The organism is Puniceicoccales bacterium (assembly GCA_031283585.1).
Lineage (GTDB): Bacteria > Verrucomicrobiota > Verrucomicrobiia > Opitutales > LL51 > JAIRTH01.
On sequence record JAITBP010000001.1, the window covers coordinates 1 to 24,489 of the forward strand.

Annotated in this window: 17 protein-coding genes, 3 tRNA genes and 2 pseudogenes; 9 read left to right on the plus strand and 13 right to left on the minus strand. The window is 41.9% G+C overall.

The annotated features are described in order from the left end of the window. A partial coding sequence (locus LBB20_00005) for a hypothetical protein (GenBank protein ID MDR2735223.1) occupies positions 1-1,698 on the minus strand: 1,698 nt, incomplete at its 3' end. A gap of 247 nt (positions 1,699-1,945) precedes the next feature. Next, a tRNA-Met gene (locus LBB20_00010) sits at positions 1,946-2,020 on the minus strand. A 550-nt stretch (positions 2,021-2,570) separates the two neighbouring features. On the opposite strand from LBB20_00010, the gene LBB20_00015 reads away from it, so the two are divergent. From LBB20_00015 to miaB, 3 genes are all read left to right on the plus strand, one after another. Then, positions 2,571-5,675: a ribonucleoside-diphosphate reductase subunit alpha gene (locus LBB20_00015; protein MDR2735224.1), complete on the plus strand. Its 3,105-nt coding sequence runs from the start codon at positions 2,571-2,573 to the stop codon at positions 5,673-5,675. An 82-nt stretch (positions 5,676-5,757) separates the two neighbouring features. Continuing rightward, positions 5,758-7,215: a lysine--tRNA ligase gene (gene lysS, locus LBB20_00020; GenBank protein ID MDR2735225.1), complete on the plus strand. Its 1,458-nt coding sequence runs from the start codon at positions 5,758-5,760 to the stop codon at positions 7,213-7,215. Positions 7,216-7,218: 3 nt separating this feature from the next. Then, positions 7,219-8,538 (plus strand): tRNA (N6-isopentenyl adenosine(37)-C2)-methylthiotransferase MiaB, encoded by a 1,320-nt coding sequence (miaB, locus tag LBB20_00025; protein MDR2735226.1) that lies wholly within the window; start codon positions 7,219-7,221, stop codon positions 8,536-8,538. Here the strand turns inward: miaB and LBB20_00030 are convergent. The 6 genes and pseudogenes from LBB20_00030 to LBB20_00055 form a co-directional block, all read right to left on the minus strand. Next, positions 8,535-9,797, minus strand: coding sequence for a hypothetical protein (locus tag LBB20_00030; protein MDR2735227.1), 1,263 nt, complete (start codon positions 9,795-9,797; stop codon positions 8,535-8,537). The two genes, miaB and LBB20_00030, sit on opposite strands and share 4 nt — an antisense overlap. Further along, positions 9,739-10,488: pseudogene (gene rpoD / locus LBB20_00035) on the minus strand (RNA polymerase sigma factor RpoD). The gene LBB20_00030 and the pseudogene rpoD overlap by 59 nt, the downstream one beginning before the upstream one ends. 567 nt (positions 10,489-11,055) lie before the next feature. Then, positions 11,056-11,382, minus strand: a pseudogene (locus LBB20_00040) (RNA polymerase subunit sigma). A gap of 70 nt (positions 11,383-11,452) precedes the next feature. After that, positions 11,453-13,294 carry a DNA primase gene (gene dnaG, locus LBB20_00045; protein ID MDR2735228.1) on the minus strand — a complete coding sequence of 614 codons (1,842 nt, stop codon included), beginning with the start codon at positions 13,292-13,294 and terminating at the stop codon, positions 11,453-11,455. An 18-nt stretch (positions 13,295-13,312) separates the two neighbouring features. After that, entirely contained in the window at positions 13,313-15,388 is a 2,076-nt protein-coding gene (locus LBB20_00050) for a hypothetical protein (GenBank protein ID MDR2735229.1), read from the minus strand. 65 nt (positions 15,389-15,453) lie between these two features. Beyond that, positions 15,454-16,194: an RNA pseudouridine synthase gene (locus LBB20_00055; protein MDR2735230.1), complete on the minus strand. Its 741-nt coding sequence runs from the start codon at positions 16,192-16,194 to the stop codon at positions 15,454-15,456. An 84-nt stretch (positions 16,195-16,278) separates the two neighbouring features. On the opposite strand from LBB20_00055, the gene LBB20_00060 reads away from it, so the two are divergent. Continuing rightward, positions 16,279-16,354: transfer RNA gene (locus tag LBB20_00060), tRNA-Ile, on the plus strand. Positions 16,355-16,405: 51 nt separating this feature from the next. Then, positions 16,406-17,815, plus strand: coding sequence for an MATE family efflux transporter (locus LBB20_00065; GenBank protein ID MDR2735231.1), 1,410 nt, complete (start codon positions 16,406-16,408; stop codon positions 17,813-17,815). Here LBB20_00065 and LBB20_00070 read toward each other — a convergent pair. The 4 genes from LBB20_00070 to LBB20_00085 all read right to left on the minus strand — a co-directional run bounded on the left by LBB20_00070 (position 17,812) and on the right by LBB20_00085 (position 21,106). After that, entirely contained in the window at positions 17,812-18,060 is a 249-nt protein-coding gene (locus tag LBB20_00070) for an acyl carrier protein (GenBank protein ID MDR2735232.1), read from the minus strand. The genes LBB20_00065 and LBB20_00070 overlap by 4 nt on opposite strands. Before the next feature lie 83 nt (positions 18,061-18,143). Next, positions 18,144-19,175 carry a Holliday junction branch migration DNA helicase RuvB gene (gene ruvB, locus LBB20_00075; GenBank protein MDR2735233.1) on the minus strand — a complete coding sequence of 344 codons (1,032 nt, stop codon included), beginning with the start codon at positions 19,173-19,175 and terminating at the stop codon, positions 18,144-18,146. After that, on the minus strand, positions 19,169-20,080 hold the full coding sequence (trxB, locus tag LBB20_00080; GenBank protein MDR2735234.1) for a thioredoxin-disulfide reductase: 912 nt from the start codon (positions 20,078-20,080) through the stop codon (positions 19,169-19,171). The genes ruvB and trxB overlap by 7 nt, the downstream gene beginning before the upstream one ends. 66 nt (positions 20,081-20,146) lie before the next feature. Beyond that, entirely contained in the window at positions 20,147-21,106 is a 960-nt protein-coding gene (locus LBB20_00085) for a CPBP family intramembrane metalloprotease (protein MDR2735235.1), read from the minus strand. A gap of 114 nt (positions 21,107-21,220) precedes the next feature. Here LBB20_00085 and LBB20_00090 point away from each other — a divergent pair, with 114 nt between their 5' ends. Next, entirely contained in the window at positions 21,221-22,219 is a 999-nt protein-coding gene (locus LBB20_00090) for an NAD-dependent epimerase/dehydratase family protein (protein MDR2735236.1), read from the plus strand. 41 nt (positions 22,220-22,260) lie between these two features. Here the strand turns inward: LBB20_00090 and LBB20_00095 are convergent, their stop codons facing one another. Beyond that, positions 22,261-22,812 (minus strand): HAD-IIIA family hydrolase, encoded by a 552-nt coding sequence (locus tag LBB20_00095; protein ID MDR2735237.1) that lies wholly within the window; start codon positions 22,810-22,812, stop codon positions 22,261-22,263. Between the two features lie 36 nt (positions 22,813-22,848). On the opposite strand from LBB20_00095, the gene ftsY reads away from it, so the two are divergent. The 3 genes from ftsY (at position 22,849) to LBB20_00110 (ending at position 24,470) form a co-directional block, all read left to right on the plus strand. Next, positions 22,849-23,757, plus strand: a complete 909-nt coding sequence (gene ftsY / locus LBB20_00100) for a signal recognition particle-docking protein FtsY (GenBank protein MDR2735238.1) — start codon at positions 22,849-22,851, stop codon at positions 23,755-23,757. A gap of 155 nt (positions 23,758-23,912) precedes the next feature. Then, positions 23,913-24,314: a hypothetical protein gene (locus LBB20_00105; protein ID MDR2735239.1), complete on the plus strand. Its 402-nt coding sequence runs from the start codon at positions 23,913-23,915 to the stop codon at positions 24,312-24,314. Positions 24,315-24,394: 80 nt separating this feature from the next. Beyond that, positions 24,395-24,470, plus strand: a tRNA-Phe gene (locus LBB20_00110). The last annotated feature ends 19 nt before the right edge of the window (positions 24,471-24,489 follow it).

Genomic DNA, 24,489 nt, shown 5'->3' on the forward strand with positions numbered 1-24,489 from the left:
CTTATTTCTTTTATAGTCTATGACAGCTTCTGTTTTGGCCTTTAGGAAATTTTCGAGATATGCCTCGGCTTTAGAATAATCTCCAGATTCATCGGCTTTACCTATAAGATTATTATACTCTTCGATATCATTAACAGCAGCCTTAGTATTTTTTTCATCGTTTAATAACTCTTGATATTTCGCATCGTCTTTTAGTACTATCTTTCCAAACATTTCTTTACCGATGGCTACTCCATCATAGACCCCAGCCCAGATGAAATCTACCAGTCTTTCCTTGTCATTGATCCTATTTAGTACCTTGTCCAGATTCTTTATGGGGTCACCATTGTCTTCGGTGTAAATTGCACCAAATATATGGTGAAGATAACTAGGCGCTGTGATGCCAGGGAACACTATGGACGACATACATTTGGTTAGGTAGGAAACACCTTCCAGTTCTTCTATGCCGTAGGATGCCAAGGATTGATACAGTGCCAGATGCTTGTATAAATTTACAAGTATAGAGATTATGTTCTCATTTATGTCAGATTCTCCTTTCTGATTGTAAGCGATGGCCATGTAATTGGCAAGTTGTATGCCTGTGATAGCTTGATCATGGCAGTGATCCGTGTGATTAGATATCAGGGTCAATAGCTTTTCTTTGATCCTATCATCCGCATTTAGAAGACAGTTACTTAGGTTTGTCATCATAAAAAGGATATCGGCATTATTGGTCATTCCTGTCGGAGATAGTTTTGCAAAAAAGTTATTATGCAACAAGGTGGCTATGGTGTTGGACTGGGTGAAGTATATGGTATTGGATCCTCCGGTAGCATTTGCATTTATCAATATTTTGTTTAATACTTCGTAATCCAGCGAGTCGAAGGAAGATATTATCTTATTTTCGATTTCATCGAATGTTGCATTAACGTTAACATTGGAGACCAAATCACAATATTTTGTGTTTTTCAGAACATTATCAATTTTTATTCCATTGCTATTTTTAGCTTTGCTATCAATTAGTTCACATTTTGCCGAAGCTAGTGTAGTCAGTATAGCTTGACCAATATCTGGCAATAGGTGCAATTTTGTGTTTGGATATAGTTGACGGAATTCTGTTTCGAACCTGGTGATGTTCTCTTTCAATCTGTCAATTCTGACTGAAGGATCATCGATATCGGATAGGCTGGATAGCGATGCCTGCATGGTATCTATCAGGTATGTACCGTCTGCATAGTTATCAGTATAGTCTTCATCTTCATATTGCAGGTTGCGTAGGTCGAGCAATGTGAATGTATCTTGTATCGATATGTCATTATTCCGTGTGGCCGCACGTGATGTGAATGTGTGTGAAGGCGTCAATGGGGCAAAAGTAACGCGAGGCGGCGGGCTAGTGTATGGAGTTAATTGGCTTAATGGAGTTAATGGAATTAATTGACTTAATGTGGATAGGTATGCGGGTCTTGTCGCCATATTATGATGATTGTATATTACTTTTCTCGATTTTTTTCTTTTGGCCGATTTGGTTTTGTTGCGGTTGACTCTGGGTTTGTGCTTATTTTTAAATCTTATACTGTTTTTCCCATGGAACCGCTTTTTGGATGGGGTTCGGCGATGGTGTAGATTTTTCTTTTGAGCATATGCGGAAGGTGTAATCCATTGGGCGCCAATGATGAGTGAGATACCTAATCCTAGCGCAGCCAATCCATTAAATTTCATGGTCCTAATTATAGCGCATTTGCAGTGAGGTTCAAGCTATTGTGCTGTGATGTTTGGACCTATGCATCATAAGAATTACCATTCGAACACATTACAAAAAAATATATCTGGGCCTCAAAAAATATGAATATATTGAATTAAATTGGTTCTGATTTATAACCTACGGAGGCCTAGACCGATATAACCGCTGCCCTGGCAACGGTGAAGACCATTCACAATTGCGAACTATTGGCAAATGAATTGTGAGTGGTGCCAGAGGGCGGATTTGAACCGCCGACCAAAGGCTTATGAGTCCTCTGCTCTACCCCTGAGCTACTCTGGCGAATGGTATATTTTATGCAATATACTACCCGGCTATTGTCAAGAGATAGTTTGGCCATTTGTAGTTGGATTTTGCTGATTATCAGGGCAATTAGGGCTGGAATTTTCATCTTTTGCCGAAACCCTGTGGTGCTAGGCACAGATCTGGAATAGGGCAATCAAAGCCTGATAAATTTTCTTGTAATTACCATTTTCAGTTTTTTTACTACTATCAACCTGTTGGTGTTAATTTATGTCTCTAGTCTTTTTGGCGAAACAATTAATTATGAGTCTTATTGTGGTACCTATAACAAAGATCGGAAAGCTAATTAGTAAGAATCTGATAAGAATCTTATCAACGAATTTTAGGATAAAAAGTATTCTAGCTATCACTTTTTTGATTTTTATTTTTATTGCGGCTCCAACAAACATTTCTTGAATGAAACATAAACAAAATTCATTGAATTTTCAATGGATTTTCTTCTTGTATAACAGATGAGTTTCTGGTTTCTAGCAAATTGATTAGAGTTTAATTAGCTGAACTTGAGTATTATTGAAAATCAAAAGCAGTTATGGTTGTAAGAGATAGATTATGTGAGGATTTGGCCATTAAGAATTTTGTTGCCACACCAAGCGATATGAAGCCGAATTTCGATTGGGCTTCGGTGGTACGCAACGATGTATTGGGGCCAAATCAAACCTTTGCAGAGGAAATTGCTAACAAAGTCGGCGGTGCAATAACCGACCTTATGCTAGCCACAAGCAATGATGAAATTTTTTCTGAAAAAAATAGATCGCTGGTGGCCAATGTGGTGCGTCAGGTATGTGCAGAGGTTTCTGATGATGAAGATGTTAATATTCATGATATTATTTCTGATGTGCTGGTGCGGAATTCCTTCCATGACATCGCTAGATGTTTTTTGATGAAGTGTGCCTATGTTAATGACAGGGCACTGGACACGGACATGGATATTGTCGATGTGAAATTGATAAGAAGGAACGGTAAGATTGTTCCTTGGAATAGGTTCAAAGTGGAACATGCCGTACGAAGAGCATTTTTGGCTCAATGCTGTGATCCGGCGCCGTCGAGGGTTATTTCAGAAAATGTCACAGAACGTGTAATTTCATCGGGTATGAAATTTATCCACATCGAACAGGTTCAGGATTTGGTCCAGGAAGAGCTGATGAAAAGTGGTAATTTCAAGATTGCCGAAGCCTATATTTTATATCGAGCCGAGAGAGCTAAGCTGCGCAATGGCGACAATAGGGAATCTGTTGTGTCCTACGGCCAGGATACATTGCAAGGTGCGATGATTCTTGTAAAAATGGCCGATGGGTCGGTTGTCTTTTGGGACGGTAGCGATCTCCGCGAAAGAATTAGTTTTGCCAGGATTGGACTGGATTTTGCAATTGGGTCCGAGGAAATAATGACAGCTCTTAGAGACAATATCCCCGGGGAATTATCCGAGGTAGAGCTGGAAAGGCATATTTTGTCAAATGCCTGCAAATTGGTAAGAAAAGATCCAAATTTTTCCGTGTTTGCTTCAAGGTTATCCTTGTCCTATTTATACCAGAACATCTTTGGGTGGAATCCATTGGACAAAGATATCGGAAATCTACGTAGGCTACATCGGGATTATTTTGTCCGATACATCTCCAGGGCTGTTGCACTGGGATTGCTTGACGATGACATGCTAACCTATGATCTGCCGAAACTCGCTGATTGCCTTTCAATTAGTGCTGACATGGATTTCGATATAGTTGCGACCATGTCGTTGACCGATAACTATCTTCTTAGGGATTCCAACACTGGTAAATTGCTTGAAACACCCCAGATACTTTGGATGCGGGTTGCCATGGGTGTTTTCCTAAAGGAAGAAATCGACCGAGATGACAAGGCGATAGCGTTGTACAATTTATTCAAAGATAGGATGTTTTGTCTATCGGAACAGGCGCTGTATTTCGCCGGCACCAGGAATGCTCAGATGATGTCTGACTACATATATTCTGTCAGCGATGATATTGAAAGCATTCTGAATAAATGTGTTATCGAAAGTGCATTGATTTCGAGATTGGGTGGTAATCTGGGTGGGTCCTGGAGTGCCATAAGAGGAAGTGGTAGTAAAATTAAAGGGACAAGAGGCGTTACGAACGGTGTTATTCCTTTTCTACAGCTACATAAACATCAGCTTTCCATTATGACCAGTGGTGCTGGCAATATGGTGGGAATTGGTTGTGTTAGCTGTGAAATATGGCACTCGGATATATTCGACTTCATTGGATTTAGCAAGGAAAAGTCCAAGTCATCGGACTGCGATAGGTTGAATACTTCGGTACTGATTCCGGATCTGTTTCTGCGAAGGCTAAAGGAACAAAAATCATGGACCTTGTTTAAAGTTGATGATGCCAAGGCACTTATAAAGACCTATGGGGCTGAGTTTGAAGTGGAATACGAAAAACTAGAATGCCTGGCGAAGGAGAATAAAATTTGGAGTAAGGTTATAAAGGCCAATGAGTTATGGTTTGCGTTACTCAGAAATATGTTTGAGACCGGAAATCCAAGAATATTGTTTAAAGACACCTGCAATGTATCCGATATGACATCGGGATGTGTCCAGAGCGCCGGTCTGTGCCAATCGGTGCTTTTGCCGGCCGGTGATGACAGATCGATTGCCTGTGGTTCCGGATCGGTGGTTATATCCAGGTATGTCGATGATAACGGTGATGTTGATTTTCCCAGGCTTCGTAAAGACATGGAAATATGCATTCGGGCAATGGATTCGATGATCGATGCCAACTATTTCCCCACCGAAAGCTCGGTGGCCATGACCAGGGCCTATAGACCTATTGGCCTGGGCATGACAGGTCTGCAGAATGCGTTATATAAATTGAATTATGAATTCGACTCGGATGAGGCCGTAGAATTTGCCTCTTTGTGTGCGCGCAAAATACTACTTTTTGCCATGGATATATCCTGCGAACTGGCCAGGGAAAAGGGCAGATTCGACAAATTTGAGTGTTCTCTCTGGGGAAAACACAGGTTACCATTCGATTTTTACGAGTATAACGCCAGGTTTGATGCGGGAGATAACGAAATGATCAGACATATCAGGGAAACTATGGATAACTCTGGTCTGAGAAATTGTTCCCTGTTGGCCTATTCCACCGAGGAACGGGTATCAAAACTGATGGGATGTTTCCCTGGCATATATCCGGCAACGAAGAACATATTCAAAAAGTCCTACGGTGGCGGTGATGTGCTTTTGTTCGTTAACCCTGCCATGGTGAAGACCTTGAAACAAGAGGATATTTGGACCGATGATATTTTTGAGCAGATCTGTTATTTCGATGGTGAAATCGCAGCCATCGACGAAATTCCAGATGATATAAAAGCAAAATTCAAAACAGCCTACTCCATTGATACCGAGAAATTGATAAAAATGTATAAAAATCTTCAGATCTGGGTCGATCAGGGCATAGCAGTTAGGTTGTACTTGGGCAGCAGCGACATAAATAAAATTTCCCATATGTATATCAAATGCTGGGAAAGCGGAATAAAATCCATTTGCGAGTTAAAATCCAGTGCGCCACCTAGGCCCAATTTGCCAAACCAGACCAATACCGGTGGTTCGAATATTGCCATGAGTATGCTTCAGAACTACCTATATACCATATAATTCTGACATATGTGGCCCGAAGCTATGTTTTATTGTTTACATGGTTTGCTGATTTTTAAAGGTTTTTCAGGAGATTTATAAAATGCAAGACCGGGAAAGCAGTGAGTTGATTGCCATCAGAAGAAACAAATTAGTGGAACTACGTCGTAGTGGGTTCGATCCGTTTCGTCAAAATTGGGATCAGCAACACACGTCGGCCCAGGCAAAAGAACTGTTTGGTGATGATGGTGACTCCGTAAGTGTTTCCGTGGCAGGAAGGATCGTTGCATACAGGCTGATGGGCAAGGCGAGCTTTATCAATTTGCTGGATAGGGATGGTCACATCCAGCTGTATGTTTCTCAGGACGATATTGGCGAAGACAACTACAAAAGCTTTAAGAAGTTAGATATCGGTGATATTGTTGGTGCGAAGGGCAGGCTATTTAAAACAAAAACCGATGAGATAACCGTAAGAGTTGATGAGCTTAGGCTTCTATCGAAGTCGATGCGGCCATTGCCTGAAAAGTGGCATGGTCTCGCGGATGACGAGCAAATCTACAGGCAAAGATACCTGGATTTGATCGTGAATCAGAAGTCAAGGTTCATGGCCTTTAAAAGAACCGAAATACTGAAAGAGATCCGCAGGTTTCTGTGGAATAGGGAGTTCACCGAAGTCGAGACTCCGATGTTGCAGAATATACCAGGTGGTGCTGCTGCCAAACCGTTTGTAACCCATATGAATGCGCTTGATCATGATTTCTATCTGAGAATATCACTGGAGTTGTTTTTAAAGCGAATGCTGGTGGCAGGGTTTGATCGAGTTTTTGAGATGGGTAGAGTATTTAGGAACGAAGGGCTTTCCAGGAAGCACAACCCAGAATTTACCATGATAGAGCTCTACCAGGCCTACTCGGATCATCGGGGCATGATGTCATTGATCTATGATCTGATTCAGCATCTGTGCAAAACTGTCCTCGGAAAGACAAAATTAACCCGCTATGATGGGAAAGAGATCGAGCTATCCGGGAAGTGGCGTGAAGAAACCTATGGCAATCTGGTCATCGAAGCCACCAATGACGGCCGGTGGTTTTCCAGGACTAAGGAAGAGAAGATTAAGGCTTGCAAGGAGTTAGGCGTTGAGGCCAGTCCAGACCAGGAGGATTATGAAATCACTGACAATGTGTTTGGAAAGCTGGTTGAGCCGAATCTGATACAGCCGACCTTTGTTCTGGAGCTGCCGAAGGAACTGTGTCCCTTGGCCAAATTGAATCAGGAAAATCCCAAGGTCTTGGATGTATTTGAGTTATGCATCAATGGCCAGGAGATTGCGCCATCCTATTCGGAACAGAATGATCCATTTATTCAAAGGGAAATGTTTGAGGCACAGCTGGGCGAGGAGAGGCAAAATCTTGATAATGAGTTTCTTTTAGCACTTGAATATGGTATGCCTCCGGCCGGTGGTATGGGCATTGGCATAGATCGACTGGTGATTTTGCTCACCGAGGCTGACAACATTCGGGATACGATTCTATATCCTACGCTTAAGCCATTGGCTGATTGATAGATGAGGAAAGTTTTCATCAAAACCTATGGCTGTCAGATGAATGAGCGTGATTCAGAGGCAGTTCATTCATCCCTGAAATCCCAGGGCTATGATATGGTCGACAGCGAGAGTCTGGCAGATGTTATCATTTTGAATACCTGCAGCGTCAGAGAACTTGCTGAGCTAAAAGCTCTTGGTAAACTAGCTTACCTAGCCAGGCGTGATGTCGTTCTTGGTGTCATTGGTTGTATGGCCAAAAATCTGGCCGAAGAAATCAAGAGACGCGTACCCGGTGTGAATATAATTCTTGGCCCAGGCAATTACAGTAGAATTGGCGATTGTATAGAAGATATAGCTTCCAGAAGGAAGAGCTTTATCATCCAGGTGGATCGTGCCGAGTCCGACGGGGCCATGGATTCGATGCACAGTGTAAGACAAAAGCAATCAAGCGCCTTCGTTTCAATAATGTCCGGATGTAACATGAAATGCAGCTATTGCATTGTTCCAAAAACCCGAGGAGCTGAACGACATAGATCGATGGATGATATTATCACGGAAATCAGCGCATTGGCTGCCAAAGGAGTTAAAGAGGTGATTCTGCTTGGCCAGATAGTCAACAGATATGGGTTCCGCCATATAAAACAAAAAAATGGCAAAAGCGCCTTTGTTCAGTTATTGGAAAAAATCCATAACCTACCTGGCATTCAAAGAATTAGGTTCATATCGCCCCATCCGGTTGGGTTTCGTCGAGATCTCATCGATTGCTATAAAAATCTACCAAAATTGTGTCCCCAGGTGCATTTGCCGGCGCAAAGCGGATCGGATAGGATATTGAAAGCGATGATGAGGGCATACACCCGGGATGGTTTTATGGAAATCGTTCAGGCTTTACGAGATGCGGTTCCTACCATGTCCATTTCAACCGATCTGATCGTTGGGTTTCCCGGCGAAAACGAGGATGATTTTTTGGAAACCTGTTCGCTTTTTGATGAGGCTAGGTTTGATATGGCGTTCATATTTAAATACAGCAGCCGTAGTGGTACCGCGGCGGCAGCCATGCCGAATCAGGTGCCACAGCCGGTGAAAGAGCAGCGAAATAGTGTGTTGCTTAAAAAACTGGAAGTATACTCTAAGGCCTACAATGATAAGATGTTAAATACATTGCAATCGGTTCTTGTGGAGGGAAGAGCCAAACGGGGCGAAGCCATGTTTCAGGGCCGGGCCGCTAATCACAGGAAAGTTCTATTCCCCGGCGATGATTCAGATGTGGGAGAGTTTGTTGATGTTAGAATAACATCGTCGGCGGTAACCACGTTGTATGGCGAAAAAGTACAACCCTAGGTATCAATTGGCTTGATCCATGGACGGTTTTTTGAGCCCAGGCTCAGGTACAATGCTATGGAGAAGAATAACATTCCAATTGAGTCCCAAGTTCCTCCGATGCAATCTCCTAGCTTGAATACTATCAGCGATAGGGCGAAGGCCGTGGCGGTTTTATGCCCGGAGAAAATCAATCGGACTGCGCCTACGGTTGGAAATAACCAGAAAAATAAAAACCCAAGGATGCCGAATTTATACATAAATCCTAGAACAGCGGCATGAGGTACGGTGCAAAATGATTCAACAAACTCGAAGTTGAGGTGGTTGTAGTTTCTGGCTCCCAGCCCTCGACCCTGGATCAGCTCAATGCCGGCATCTTTCACCACGTTTGTTATTTCATAGAACCTGGTTTCCTTTTGTAATTCCGTGTCGACAATTCGGTTTATTAGGTTGGTAAACAGGTCCAGGTTAATCAAGTAGAATGTCAGAAATATCAGAATGGCCAGTATGTATGTTATTACCGTAGAAATGGTTATTTTCTCCGGATTGAAGCTGAGGGCGGCCAACAGTGTACAGGTCACATATATGAGGAGGCTGCCACGACTACAGGTAAAGGTTATGATGATTGGAACAATTAATAGCCAAATCACCAGAAGAGGGATTAGGTTGGCGCGGGACAACCGTTTGTAGCATAGGGCGATAGGAAACAATCTTATGCAGTAATCTATGGCGGTTATAACGGACATATTGTCCAGCCTTTGATATCTGGACGTGGCATGAAGGTCCAATAGGGTGCCCAGGGATGCCAGTAGAAAAAGCAAATAGAAACAGGCTGTTAACGTCTTCATAATCACCAGGTTGCCTTTTATTACGCAGAGCATTATTCCGATAAAAAAACCTGACAGGGTTATAAGGTCAGATAGTAGACTATACCAGGAAAAGAATGGCCTGTGAAAATTCAATAGACCAAGGATCGTAGCATAAAATACCAGGCCACCACCAAGGTAATATATTAGGCCGCAATTACTTGGTGACCTTAGGTATTCGCAGAAAACCCAGATGGCGAAGACAGCATAGACCAGAACCCTCAATGGATGTGAATCCTGATATAGGTTGCCATGGACCAGTATGCAGTAGGCAATGACATATAGAACCAGCAGCAGACCGCTGATGCCGCATTTGGACCTCTTGGCCAGATCCATGTCACCGAACCTGCCAATTTTACTGCGATTGTATAAAATCTTCGAATCCAGGGCCTTCTGTGTCAAAATCTCCTTCAAAAAATCCGTTTAGTTGACGTATCCTTGTGGGATGCCTCATCTTTCGTAGAGCTTTGGCTTCGATCTGTCTTATTCTTTCGCGGGTAACATTAAATGTTTGCCCAACCTCTTCCAGCGTTCTGCTGTAGCCGTCTTTGAGACCAAATCGGAGCATCAAAACATCCCGTTCTCTCTCGGTTAAACTGACCAGCACGTCGTCTATCTTTTCGCGCAACAAACTGTAGGCTGTCATGTCATAGGGATTATCTGCACTCTTGTCTTCAATAAAATCGCCAAAACTTGAATCTTCGTTATCTCCGACCGGGCTCTGGAGCGAAATCGGTTGCTGGGCCATCTTCATTATGGCTTTCACCCTGTCCAGCGATAGGTTCATTTCGCCGGCGACCTCTTCGGCGGATGGTTCATGCCCAAGTTCTTGTTGCAATTGACGTTGTATCTGCATCACCCGATTCAAGACCTCTATCATATGCACCGGAATCCGTATAGTTCTAGCCTGGTCGGCTATGGAACGGGTTATTGCCTGTCTTATCCACCAGGTGGCGTAGGTAGAGAACTTGTAACCACGCCTGTATTCAAATTTTTCGACGGCCTTCATCAGTCCCATATTTCCTTCCTGGATAAGGTCCAGAAATGTCAGTCCGCGATTTGTATATTTTTTTGCTATGCTAATCACAAGTCTCAGATTTGCCTCAACCATCTCGGTTTTGGCCCTGTGAGCTTCGCGCATGTATTCTCGGAATTTTTTTACTATTTCCAGTAGTCTAATCGGACAGACTTGATACTTCAGTTCGAGTTTTTTCATGGCCTTTTTTATCCGATTGGACATTTCGGTTGTGTCTACTTTTTTTTTCGTAGAGATGGATTCGATGCGATTAGATTCATGGATGAGCTGTTCTATTTGTTTTAAATCTGGCCTTAGTTTCTGCAAAAAATCTTCAAAAATTTTCATTTTGAAGCAAAATCTTTTCATGACAGTTTTCAGCTGGGATTGAAATTGCTTCAGGCGTTTTTGCTCGGTTTCATTGACTCCAGACGTCTGTAACTTGTTCCAGATGTCATGGATGCGTTCTACTAACAATTTACTATCCTGGATCGAACGTTCGAGTATTCTATAATACACCTCTCGGCTCTCGATTTTTTTATCCAGGACAATCCGATCAAACCGCTCTTCTCTCTGTAGAAGCCGTTCAGCCAGATTGATTTGAAAATCTGCAGTCAGATGAACCGAGAATAGTTCATCCTGAGCCTGAAGTTCGGCTTTTTCTATTCTTTTCGAAATGGATATTTCCTCGTCTCTCGTCAGAAGAGGGACCTGACCCATTTGCCTAAGATACATTCGGACAGGATCTTCTGCCACATCCTCGGTGTGAGCTTCATCGAGGGTTCCGGCTTCACGCTGCCTTACGTATCGCTCCACATCATTTGTGTCAACTATCTCTATTTCAAGGCTATCGAGAATGTTCATCATATTCTCGACATCCTCGGGGTTTTCTATGCTTTCCGGTAGGTACTCGCTTATGTCCTGTAGAGTTAGATATCCCTGCTCTTTTGCGAAACGTATCAGTTCGCGTACACGGCTATCCATGCCGTTCACAGCATCTGTATCCGATGACGACTTATTAGTTACCATATTAAAATGTCAAAATTATGTTTATTTACAACCTTGGCGGAACGCCAAGTAATCCACGTAGACGACTTTTTTCTTCCTGAAGACTTTCAATTGCGACCCTATTGTCTAGATTTTCTTTATTTTTTGTAAAAAACATCGATGTCTTTTCTTTTTTTTGTATAAAGTCAAGCCTTTTTTTTATATAATCCTTGTGTAATTTCGCTAGGCATATATTGGCAGCATCTTCTGGATCATCAATTCCATCGTCATCGGTGGCAATGGAAAATATTTCGTTTATTTCTGCCTCGGTCCAAAATCCGTCCTCCAGGCTAGAGACCCCTGTCCAGAGTCCTTTTTTTAGCCGGGACAAAATTTTTATAAGTATTTGGCCATGAAGGCCTGAGGCATCGATCATAGAATCATCCACCAGCTGGGCCAACCTGGCCCCGATGGCGCTATGATGAATGACTATGGATAGAATGTCGCTTTCCACCGAACTTATTTTTGTGGTTGTTGGAACCCTATTGGGTTTTTTGCCAATACAATCGGAAAATCTTGCTTTTCCTGTGAATGACAAAAAATCACTCTGGACGGACAGGTAATTGATCCCGATGTACGATGCGATTTCTCTTAGATATCCTTCGGTGGCAACAATCGATGTGCAATGGGCCAATATTTCGTATATTTTTTTCAGGGCCTGTTCCTTTTCCATTGGAGTCGATTGATTTGCTCTAGGAAGCAAGGTGTCTATTATAAATTTTATGGACGAAATCCCTTCGGTCAGGAGCGTTTCAATACCGTCGGAGCCTCGCTCGAGTATAAACGAATCCGGATCATAGCCATTGGGTAATTTCAATATAACTGCATCGATATTGGTTTTAAAAGATAATTCAGCGATTCTTTTGGCACATTTTAGGCCGGCTTCATCCCCATCGGTTAAACAGTGAACTTTTACCGAATACCTTCGGAGCGTGTTCAGCTGGGTTTCGGTGATACCGGTGCCCTGGGGGGTCACCGCAGTAGTTAGGCCGGCTTCCGTACAACGAATGACATCCAGTTGCCCTTCAACTATATAAAATGACCCTATGGGTTGAATATATTTTCTTGCGCGATCCAGTCCAAACAGCAGACTGCCTTTATGAAAAATCGGGGTTTCTGGTGAATTTATATATTTTGAGTCCGATAAATTTGCCGTTATTCCATCGATCTTCCTGGCAGAAAACGCTACCACATCACCCTGGACGTTTGGGATGGGAATCATGAGCCGGCCATTGAACCTTAGCTTTAATTTTTTTTGATCGATATTGTCTTGATCATTAAGTACAAATAACCCGGATTGTTTCAGTGCTTCCGGAGAAAATTTTTTCTTAATCAGGAGGTTTATAAGTGAATTGTCCGCATTGGGTGAGAACCCGATGGTATATTTTTTTGCAACGTCCAGTGAAAATTTCCGTATGTCTGTCCAATATTTTCTGACCGCCTGGGCATCTTTGGTTGTGGAAAAAAACACATTATTGTAATATTCGGCTGCAATTTTATGAATCTCAAGCAACTCGTTTCTTATGGAGTTGATAGATGGATCGCAGGTTGTTTCGTATTCTAATGTTATGGAGTACTTTTTGGCTAGCCATTCCACCGACTCATGGAACGAAAAATTTTCTTTCAATTGCAGAAATCTAAAAACATCACCGGCTAACCCGGTGCTGAAACATTTGAAAAATTTTTTATCCGGAAGTACATAAAACGATGGTGTTCTCTCATCGGAAAATGGACTTAGGCCTTTCCAGCTACTCCCAGACCGCTTTAAATTGACGTACCTAGACACTAGGTCTAGGACATCAACCTTCTCCCGAATATTTTCTATGGACTCTCGACTTATAATAGGCATTTCATATCCAAGTACATCTTAGGCATGTAGGCGAGAGTTGGTTTTGTACAGTAATGGTGTTTTTACCGGTATTATAAATTTTTCACCATTATTACTGGAATCGTCTTGATTCTCGAATGCTTGAGGTTCAGGATGTAACTTATTCTTATGGCTCTTTTTAGTAAGCGGATTCTTCTTTTTATGTGAAGAATCAATTTTATTTAATTTTTTCTTATTTTTTGGATTAATTTCTTCAGATTTAGGATCAGGATTAGGACTAGGACTAGTGTTAAACAGTTCCGCTGTCTTATTTTGAACTATGGCAGAAATCACGAGGGATATTAGTTCTGTAATGGTTTGTTTATGGATTTCAACGGACCAGTTCATAGATCCACCGCTGGCGATTGTCCTGATATTGATTGGTTTTGTGACATCATAGTTCGGCTTTAGGCTTGATTTACTAATTGTGATAATGGACTCAAGCAATGATTTTACATCTATTTTTGTGATAGACATGTCCCCAATATTAAATGTACCAATGCAGGTCAGCAAAGGTTTTAGAGCAGCCTTTTTATCTTTTATTGTTTCTATCAAAATTTTTACACATTCCTGAGTATCTCCGATCACAGCGATATTTCTAGGTGTGTTACTTAGACCCAGGTCAGATATACCTGTGTCAGTATCGACCAGTGCAACATAGTTATGGGAAATGTCTATTGTTTTGGCTGCATTACTTTTTTCATTATGATCTGTGATGAATACCTTTGATTCACATATTGTCACACCTTTATAGTCACCAACTTCGTTGAAGGAACTATTATAATTAGCTGTATCTTCGCCAAAGGTAAGAGATAGAATTTTTTTCGGAGTCTGTATATAAATTTTTTCCATAATAAATTTATAGGCTGTGAAAAATTCATCCTTGGATCCATTCCAAGAAAAACATGTAATTTTTGGAACAGAGGCTCTGAGTTTTTCAACGACATCTTGGTCAATGATATCCCCGCTGCGTGAAATGCCATTTATCATGTTAATTAATATTGCACAAGCTTCATCAAGACCTGCTGTAGATACAAATGTTCCGTCGCAGGATGACTTAAATATGGATGTTATCTTAGAGAGTTGATCTTGTTCGATAATCGGATTGCATACGCCAAGCTGAATTAGTATATCTTTTGCATAGTCTATGGTCAAAGGAAGATTATATCGTGCTATGCTTGATATTGAATCATAATCCATAAAATTAGCCCAACCTGGGATTGAATTGGTAAAATTTTTACTATCAAAAAATTTCGCTAGCGATGTTCCTGGTTTGAAATCAACGGTCATAGCTGTAATAATACTTGCATCGGTTATATCCAGTGATAAACGCAGCGTTTCAATAGTATTGATATACTCATCAATTATGCTATGCAGTAACTCCAGCGATGATTGATTTAATGTAGCGTTATTACCGTTACTTGATTTTTGCATTTGTAGTAAACATAGCGCAATAAATTGACTATCGATTAGTTCGTAAATACATTTATTAGTCTTCGGTATAACAAGCTCCAGGTCGTTTCTTTCGGCAGCGTTGGCTATAGCTATTAGCCCGGCCGGATCAAGAATAGAATCGAAGGCGCTATTGGATGTGGAAAAAAATGTCCATCCATTTACAATTTTAGTTTTTATTTCAAATTTTTTAATAAATTCATCAATGGCAGATTTGTTATCTTGGCTCATTCTAGCTAATATAATTGGGTCGGTATTGTCACAGAAAAAGCATGTTATGCCGTAATTATTATCAAATGCCTTGAAGTCAGGGTACCCCAACGATGAAAGAAATCCGGAAATAATACCTTCACAGATTCTTGAACTGTCTATAGAATTTACAATTTTTATCACCTTCGTACAGGCATTTTTTAAATCTGCCAATTTTACATAGATAGCCACATCATCCATGGTAATGCCCTTGGCTTTGGTATCTATTGTAGCATTAGAGACCGCTGGACTATCAGCCAATACACTGGTCTCATCCTGGTCATAATCAACGGTGGCAGACTCATTCTGGCCGTTTGCGTTGATGTAAAGCACACAACACAAAACCAAAAAACTGGAACGAAATATATTTTTCATAAAAATAAAACCACTCTGAAATGCTATTCATTAATTTTTCCAATGCAATCAAATTAATTTACTATTTATAATATTTTGAAATTGCATGTGCTGATGGCAAGGAACTTATACGCTTTTCCATGCAAGTTATATGCTATTTTTAGAGATTCTGAGTGTAGGAACATTCTGGATAAATTTGATTTATTAAGCTGTTTATTCAGGCCAAAGTCGCCGTAGGTTTTATCTCCGATGATTGCTAGATTGTGAAAGGCACACTGGGCTCGGAGTTGATGGGTTTTCCCAGTAATCGGCCTAAGTTCTAGCAATGCCAATGCCGTTCCTCGAAAATCAATGATTTTTAGAATTTTGTAACAGGTTATGCATTTTTCACCTGGCGCTTTTCTCAGGCGAAGCCTATTGTTTATAAGTGTTTTTTGGAAACATTCCTCCCAGCGGCCTCGATTTGGACAGGGGGTAAATTTGGTCAACGCAATGTATTTTTTCTCTACACTGTTTAGGGCGAAGCTGTGGATTACTGCTTCGGCCAATGCCTGGTCGAAACACCCGATGATCACACCGGATGTGGGTGAATCTAGTCTATTTAGTAGAAAGAAATCCAAACTGTTTCCCAGAGAATATTTTTTTAATTTCTGGTCATAGTATGCCTTTAGTAGAGCAGTTTCTTCTATGGATTTGCCGTTGGGGTGTGACACTATTCCCGGAGGTTTGTCAAGCGCAATTAAACCATTATCGTCAAATTTGACTATTTTAACCCCAGGACCAAGCCTGGTTTCCAGGCATAGAATTTTTTCTTGAGGAACACTCATAACGGCTAACAACCAATTGAAAAGATAAAATTATGCTTGTAAAGTTAACATGAGTACACAAATTTCGTGCCATTCGGTATAGTTGGGCCCTTAGCTCAGTGGTTAGAGCAGGGGACTCATAATCCCTTGGTCGTGGGTTCGAATCCCTCAGGGCCCACCATTTGTCCGAATTTCACCTTCATGTGGTGCTGTTGATTCTGTTTATTTTTTTATGATTCCTGACATTCATAATTCGCTGTCAAAGCATAAGCCCGGAAGCATTTGCGAACTATTATCCATTTCCTGGCCAATGATGGTATCCTCGGCCTCGAGTTGTCTAATGATTTTGGGAGACAGGATTGTGCTATCCCATTATTCTCAGGATGCTTTTAACGTATGCTTTAGTGTGATGCAGTGGTACTGGCTGTTTGTGTCTATGGCCATGAGCATAGTTCTTATCGCCGAGGTTTTTGTTGGTCAGTTCAATGGAGCTAGAAAATTTAAGTTAATCGGTCCGGTGGTATGGCAGATGATTTGGTTTTCTGCATTAATGTGGTTGATTTTTATTCCGATAGCTATCTGGCTTGTGCCTAATTTGTTGATCGATAGGGATAAACCGATGGGTATACCATATCTACGTCTCATGATATTATTTTTACCTGTAAACTATGCATCTTTTGGCGCGATGGCATCGTTTTTCATAGGGAGAGGAGCTGTAGGAATTGTACCAGTGATTGCGATAGTGGTAAACCTATTAAACATAGTATTGGATATGGTGCTCGTGTTTGGCCATAGAGTTGTCCCGGGATTCCCAGAGTTTGGCATAATCGGTGCGGCGATTGCCACTGGATTGTCCCAATTGGTGGGATTCATTGTACTATTTGCTTTGTTTTTCAGAAAAAAATATTTTGAAAAATACCATGTCAACGAGATGAAGTTTAACTGGAAACTGATGAAGGATTGTATTGTTATTGGGTTTCCGACGGCATTGAATTCCTGTATAAATTGCTGTGGTTGGTCCATATTGGTACAACTAATCAAGAAACGTGTGTCCAATGACGATTTTTCTGCCTTTGGCATAACCCACTCGCTCTATGTTGCTTTTTTCTTTGTCATCGAGGGCATTGGCACTGGTATTCGAACAATTTGCTCCAATGCCATAGGTTATTTGAACTACGATGCCATCAGGTTATGTATCAATTCTGCCTATAAAACTTCGATTATTTTAGCTGCCATAACTTCATTATTTATGGTGTTTCATCCAGACCTTTTGATAGGATTATTCCGAGGTGATTGTCTGTCGAAAGCTGTTGATCCATTGGCCAAATCGATGTTGATTTGGGCCTGGCTAGCGTTTTTATTTGATGGCCTATGGACGACGATTCAATCCCTGTTGACCGCAGCTGGTGATACAAAATATACAATGATTGTAAATATATCCTGTTATTGGTTGTTAGAGTTTTTACCAATATATACCCTAATGGCGCATACGAAACTGGAGTGTAGCGCTGTTGTTGCTTGGCATGTGATGATCCTCGATTTGTTCCTCAGGGTAGTGCTTTTATATAGGAGATACAGAACGAACAGATGGAAGGAAATAAAGATTTCAAAAGCCACAACGGTGAACCTGTGCCAAGACTAGCTATTGAATTTGCTTAGCAGATAATCGGCACAGCTATCCAGAGATTCTAGCTGTTTGTAATCAGCCTCTGGAACATCTATGTTATGTTTTTTTCGTAGCTCCATTACTATATCCAAAAAATCCATGGAATCCAGATCCAGCTGATCACGCAATGGAACATCATTTTTGATATGACTAATGTCCTCATCCGGTGCAATTTCAGCTATTATATTTTTAACGATACCTTTTATCTCTTCTTTTGTCATTATAAATAAAACCTACTGGAAAATATCCGGCTACGGACCTAGTTATTTGTTTCAAAAACTTCAAAGTTGTCAAGAGGAATTGACTAGCTGATCCCAAATTCTCCTTGATTATTTTTATCAACGGGTAAGCCAATGGCTTTCAAGGCCTTACTTTCTATTACCCGGCCCTGGGGTGTTCTTCTTATGTAGCCTTCTTGGATCAGATATGGCTCATAGACCTCTTCTATGGTATGGGTTTCCTCACCGACGGCAATGGCCAGCGTGTTTACTCCCACCGGCCCACCGTGGTAATTGATTGCTATGCAGGACAGAATCTTTTTGTCCATTTCGTCCAGTCCGTATTCATCTATTTCGAGTAGATCCAGGGCGCTTTTGCTGTGTTCAATGGTCACAAGATCGTTGTTAAACTGCTGGTTATAATCTCTGACAAAGGATAACAATCCATTTGCGATTCTTGGGGAACCACGGGAGCGTTTGGCTATTTCTATGGCGGCAGCTGGTTCTATATTAATAGATAGTAAAGCAGCGCTTCTCAGGACTATTTTAGTCAAATCTATCAGATCGTAATAATCCAACCTGGTTTGCAATGTAAACCTACTTCTAAGAGGGGAACTTAGCAAACCGGTTCTGGTTGTGGCGCCGATCAAAGTGAATTTTGGAATATCCAGCCGTAGACTCCGAGCGTTTGGCCCTTGGTCTATCATAATATCTATTCTAAAGTCTTCCATGGCAGGATATAAGTATTCTTCAACGGTTTTTGGTATCCGATGAATCTCGTCGATAAAAAGAATATCGCCATGGTTTAGGCTTGTGAGCAGTCCGGCAAGATCACTAGCTTTTTCTATCACCGGACCCGATGTTATTTTTACCGTGGTACCCATTTCATTGCCAAGAATAAATGCCAGGGTGGTTTTCCCCAGGCCGGGCGGTCCACTGAACAGTATATGGCTGAGCGATTCGCCACGCTTTTTTGCAGCATTGGTCATGATAAGCAGGCGATCGAGAGTTTTCCGTTGGCCGGTGAATTCCTCAAAAGATTTTGGTCGAAGAGAGGGTGTGACCTGGGCATTTGGCTCTGGCCGGGCCGATTGTATTTTATTTGGGCTATCTACCATTTTGTCGTTATGTAATGCTCGGATTCAAGGGCCGCTGAGCAACCTAATCCGGCAGCGGTTATGGCTTGCTTGAATTTTGGATCGGCACAGTCGCCGGCAGCAAAGACCCCTTCGATGTTTGTTCTGGTAGAGTCCACGATAATGTAGCCTTCATCGTTCCTGGCAATGTGGTTAGAAAATATTTCCGTATTTGGGATATGGCCTATGGCCAGAAACACACCATCGCAGAATAAGGTTGTTTCGCTACCATCGGTGACCAATCTCAGCCCAGATAATTTTTCTTTGCCGAGCATTTCCACCGGGATGGAATTCCATAAGATTTCTATCTTGTTATGTGTCAATGCCTTATCAGCCATGATTTTCGATGCACGGAGTTTATCTCGCCTATGGATAAGGTATACCTTTTGGCAAAAATGGGTTAAAAACAGTGCTTCTTCGCAGGCAGAATCACCTCCACCAATGACAGCAACGGTTTTGTTTCTGAAAAAAACTCCGTCGCAGGTGGCACAGGTACTTAGCCCTTTACCGTTACAGAAGTTCTTTTCTCCAGGAATGTTGAGAAACCTTGGTGCGGCACCGGTGGCTATTATAACAGCTTTGGCTTCAATGGCGTCGGTGGCCAGGATTAGCTTCTTGGCTCCTTTGGAAAAATCAACGGAAACCACCTCATCGGCCAGAAATTTGGCACCAAATCTTTCGGCCTGCTGTTTCATGTTATTGACGAGTTCAAACCCATCTATGCCTTCGGGGAACCCAGGGAAGTTTTCTATTAATGAGGTTGTGGTTAGCTGACCACCTGGCTGAACTCCTTCTATTATAATAGGATGCAGATCGGCTCTGGCACAATATATGGCTGCGGTCAGGCCAGCACAGCCGCTTCCTATAATCACAACATTTTCCACCACCAGGGTCAGAATGAAATGGTTTTGATGGCCATCTGCAAGTAAAATACGTCCTCAGGATTTTACCTGTCAATGATAGTGCCGGACCCGGTTTTGCCAGGAGAAGCTATTAAGGTAGTAGGCTCCAATGACAGCCAGTGATAGCAGCAAAACCACAAAGGGCGAGTCCGTAACCCTGTGAGTGCCGAAAAATGTAAGTGGTGCAGTGGAAATATGAGCAAATTCTTTGTATGTGAGCAGTGAAAAGACCATGCCCCAGTGGATGCCGATGGCAATGGCCAGGGACTGATATCTCAATGTGATGAGGCAGAGCAACATGCCGAGTAGGGTAAGTGTTGAAAATTCGACAACAGAGAAGTAGGTTATCCAGGAAGTGATATAGGAATAGGCACATAGAAATCCATCTTTTATGCTGGTGTAACCATTTTCATCCAATGAAATATGCCCCTTGAAATGCATGTATGCAAAGAACATGGAAGACAAAATAACGGCTATTATTGGCCTAAACGCTGTGTAAAATATTTTCAGTAGAATGTTTCTGAAGACTATTTCTTCAAAAAAGGCCACGCTGGCACTGATCATAAGAAAATATATGAGCGTTGTTATCGGGTTTTCTGGTTTGGAAATTGTTCTAGAGGATGGCGATAGGTAGCAATGTGGAATTGTCGCCAGAAATACAAGAGCCAGGCCAATTAGAAAACCATAGCCCAGTGATTGCCATCGGAGCTTTCCGATAAAAATATCCTTTGTAAATCTAAATTTTTTTGTCAGAACCACGATGCCGATGCCGATTGGAATCCAACGAATCCGATCAAAAAAAGCACCTAATCCTTTGGTTACTAAATACCTACCGACGCCAGTATGGTAGTTTTTTTCAAAAAATAATACCAAATTAAACACCAGCGGTGATATAATGGCTGTGGATATCATCGATGTGGCCATGATAAGGATCAATGCGATCAACCCATCGGATGAAAATTTTTCAACCTTGTTCGAGAGTAGGAATTCGCATTGCCTGGGTAGTGGCATAGTTGATTAGGTGATTTTAATAGTATTATGTCAATGGCATCATTGGAATTTTCAATGCAATGTGTCTAATTCGTATGGTTGACTTTCTATTATTTTGCCTCAGGCTCTAACTTTGTGAAAGCTCTTGTCACAGGAGGAAGTGGTTTCCTCGGTTTTCATTTAGTTACTCTATTGCAGAAGCATGGCATGGAAGTGCGTTCGTTTGCGAGGAAAAAACAGCATGTTTTACCCGAGCGTGGTGTTGAATGTGTGTCCGGCAACGTTACCTTTGAAGAGGAAGTTGACCTGGCCATGAGAGATGGCATTGATGTGGTTTTTCATACCGCTGGTAAGGCTGGCATTGGCTGCCAATTCGACGAGTATTTTTCCACCAATGTCCTGGGAACTGAGAATGTGATAAAGGCATGCAAGAAATACGGCGTGAAGTATTTGATATATACCAGTTCGCCAAGTGTCGTTTTCAATGGTAAATCGTTTTCCGGTGGAGACGAAAGCCTTCCCTATGGTAACAATTATCACTGGCATTATGCCAGAACCAAGGCAATGGCAGAGAAATATGTATTGGGTGCCAATGGCGATGAATTGAGGACAGTAGCCGTAAGGCCGCATATGATTATTGGGCCTGGCGAGCCTCATTTTATGCCAAAAATCGTAGCAAGAGCCCAGATTGGAGAATTGAAAGTCGTCGGCGATGGGCAAAATGTGGTCGATATTACCATGGTAGAGAACGCTGCCTGGGCTCATTTTCTCGCATTTAAAGCTATAAAAGAGGATGATACTGCCTGTGGGAAAGCCTATTTCATCGGCCAGGAATCACCCATACGGTTGTGGGACTTTATAAACGATGCCCTTGAATTCATTGGTATTGAAAGAGTTACTAGCTCCGTTCATCTATGGAAAGCCTATAGCCTAGGTTTTTTCTATGAAAAACTCTATTCGGCCATAAGTTTTTCGAAGGATCCGCCGATGACCAGGGCCCTGGCAATCGCCTTGAGCAAAAACCATTATTTTTCCCATGAAGCCGCCAAAAGAGACCTGGGCTATGAGCCGATAGTCTCATTGGCCGAGGGCAAACAAAGGATGTTTAAGTCATTAATAGATCTTATCCTGTGATACATACCACGCTGGAATAATCGATTACGATGTATGTTGATTCAAAGAGCTAGATGCTTTGCAAACTCTAATAAATCACGAAAGGAAGTAACTTTGCCAGAATTTATTAGGGCCGCCAGTGGATCTGTCCTGGGCTTACCGGTGGCCACATGGATGGCATTGATGCCCGCGTTTATACCAGCCAATGCATCCAGGTCTTTGTCTCCTACCATATAACAGGCCCTGGGCGATAGGTCGTATTTTCCTATCATCTCTAGGATAAACCGTGGGGAAGGTTTCCGATAAAAGTATGAGTTTTCCTGGTTTGGTGGTTCGGTGGCGATACAGATTTCATCAAAACAGTTGGGAATTCCTAGCAGGCTGATGAGTTTATTGTTACAGGCCTCCACGTCGGCAAGAGTATATTTACCAAGCGATACCCCACTTTGATTCGTGAACAGAAATAGCTTATATTCAGCGTTTTTTAGCAAATGAATTGCTTCGGTTGTTCCGTCTAGTAATTGAATTTCTTCCGGATCGCAGACATAGCCATGATCCACATTTAGCGTGCCATCTCGGTCAAGAAAGATGCCAGAATTTTTAGATCTTTTCATCTTGCACAGGCATTACAATCCAGATAGTATCCGGCTGTGTTTGAGCTATTCAAGAAATTTCGGAGTAAGGTCAAAAAAACATCAACAAAGCTGTTCGATATAATCGATGGAATATTTTCAAAGGGGCTGGACCAGAATACAATCGAAGCCCTTGAGGAGGCTATGTATAGTGCTGATTTCGGAGTGGATACAACCGGTGAAATTTTGGCCAGGATAAAAGAGGCTTATAAAACCGACAAGCAACTCAAGGGTCAATCAGTTATAGACATAGCTTCTTCTGTGCTAAAAAAAATCATGGCCGGTGCCGATGTGGATGTGGATTTTCCCGATGTGCCCACGGTGATATGTTTAGTTGGTGTAAATGGTTCTGGTAAAACGACCACAGCGGCAAAGTTGGCAAATAAATTTTCAAACGAGGGTAAAAGTGTCCTGGTCGGTGCCTGTGATACTTTTAGGGCTGCGGCAAACGAACAAATAAAGGAGTGGTCAAAAAAATTGGGATTTGATCTAATTGGTAGTCAACATGGTGCAGATTCTGCGTCGGTTGCCTTCGATACCTATGAAGCTGCGATTGCAAGAAAAAAAAATGTGGTTATTCTGGATACCGCCGGGCGGTTACATAATAAGGATTCTTTGATGGTCGAGCTTGATAAACTAAAACGCGTTTTAGGTAAAAAAAATGCAGCTGCACCTCATCATAGCTGGCTTGTTCTGGATGCCGGAGTCGGTGTAAATTCTCTGGCTTCGGCAAAAAAATTTCACGAAGCTTTTGGCCTGACCGGTATTATAATTACGAAATTGGATGGCACCAGTAAGGCTGGAGCGGCCGTAGGTATATACAAAGAACTTGGATTGCCAATCAATTTTGTTGGGCTAGGCGAGGGCCCCGACGACATCCACAGGTTTTCCGTCGATTGGTACATCGATCTGTTGTTTTCGCGGTGACCACAGCTTCCAATGGATTAGTCCAGTTATTTTTTTGGCGAATATTTTTACAATTTTTTATCTTTTTGGTTGACTAGATCGGCCATTATCATGATATCACATTCGTGTTGGGACTTGCCACGGGATGCCTAGAATACATATTACGGCTAATCACTGTGGCTCCGTTTTTCATTAGTTTAGCTCAAGCCGAGCCAATTTATTTTTCCATCCAGACTGGACAGGTCGATTTGGCCACGGGGTTACATCAGGATAATGGATTTGGCCGGGAAAATAATGAAGTGATTGCCCTCCCCAATGTGATAGAACTGCCCGTAGCAGAAGCAGAAAACGATATTGAGAATTTTTGGTATCCAGTTATCGATGTTCGTGCAGATATCTATTATCGGTGGTTTGGTAAACAACGTTGCAGTAAAAAACATCGTCGTAACCAAACACAATTTCATAAAACTAGGGATAGGAAGCCTAATAAGCCTAATAGATATTGCGGACAGAATCGTACGTCTGCTAGACAGAACGATTGGCTTAGCAGAGAAGATGATATGGATAATTGGTGGTAATTTTCCAATTATTGACTTGCTCAATTGATATTAAAAGGCATTGACTTTATCGATGTCGAAAGTACAAGTCACGACGGCAGGGCGAGATAGCTCAGTCGGTAGAGCAGAGGACTGAAAATCCTTGTGTCGGCGGTTCGATTCCGCCTCTCGCCACCATTTTTTAATTTTGTTTTAC

Excerpts from the sequence above, each read along its gene's own strand:
- ruvB (MDR2735233.1), bottom strand. The coding sequence starts at position 19,175 with ATGGTAGATAGCCCAAATAAAATACAATCGGCCCGGCCAGAGCCAAAT.
- LBB20_00085 (MDR2735235.1), bottom strand. The coding sequence starts at position 21,106 with ATGCCACTACCCAGGCAATGCGAATTCCTACTCTCGAACAAGGTTGAA.
- LBB20_00050 (MDR2735229.1), bottom strand. The coding sequence starts at position 15,388 with ATGAAAAATATATTTCGTTCCAGTTTTTTGGTTTTGTGTTGTGTGCTT.
- LBB20_00070 (MDR2735232.1), bottom strand. The coding sequence starts at position 18,060 with ATGACAAAAGAAGAGATAAAAGGTATCGTTAAAAATATAATAGCTGAA.
- LBB20_00015 (MDR2735224.1), top strand. The coding sequence starts at position 2,571 with ATGGTTGTAAGAGATAGATTATGTGAGGATTTGGCCATTAAGAATTTT.
- LBB20_00055 (MDR2735230.1), bottom strand. The coding sequence starts at position 16,194 with ATGAGTGTTCCTCAAGAAAAAATTCTATGCCTGGAAACCAGGCTTGGT.
- dnaG (MDR2735228.1), bottom strand. The coding sequence starts at position 13,294 with ATGCCTATTATAAGTCGAGAGTCCATAGAAAATATTCGGGAGAAGGTT.
- miaB (MDR2735226.1), top strand. The coding sequence starts at position 7,219 with ATGAGGAAAGTTTTCATCAAAACCTATGGCTGTCAGATGAATGAGCGT.
- LBB20_00065 (MDR2735231.1), top strand. The coding sequence starts at position 16,406 with ATGATTCCTGACATTCATAATTCGCTGTCAAAGCATAAGCCCGGAAGC.
- LBB20_00095 (MDR2735237.1), bottom strand. The coding sequence starts at position 22,812 with ATGAAAAGATCTAAAAATTCTGGCATCTTTCTTGACCGAGATGGCACG.
- lysS (MDR2735225.1), top strand. The coding sequence starts at position 5,758 with ATGCAAGACCGGGAAAGCAGTGAGTTGATTGCCATCAGAAGAAACAAA.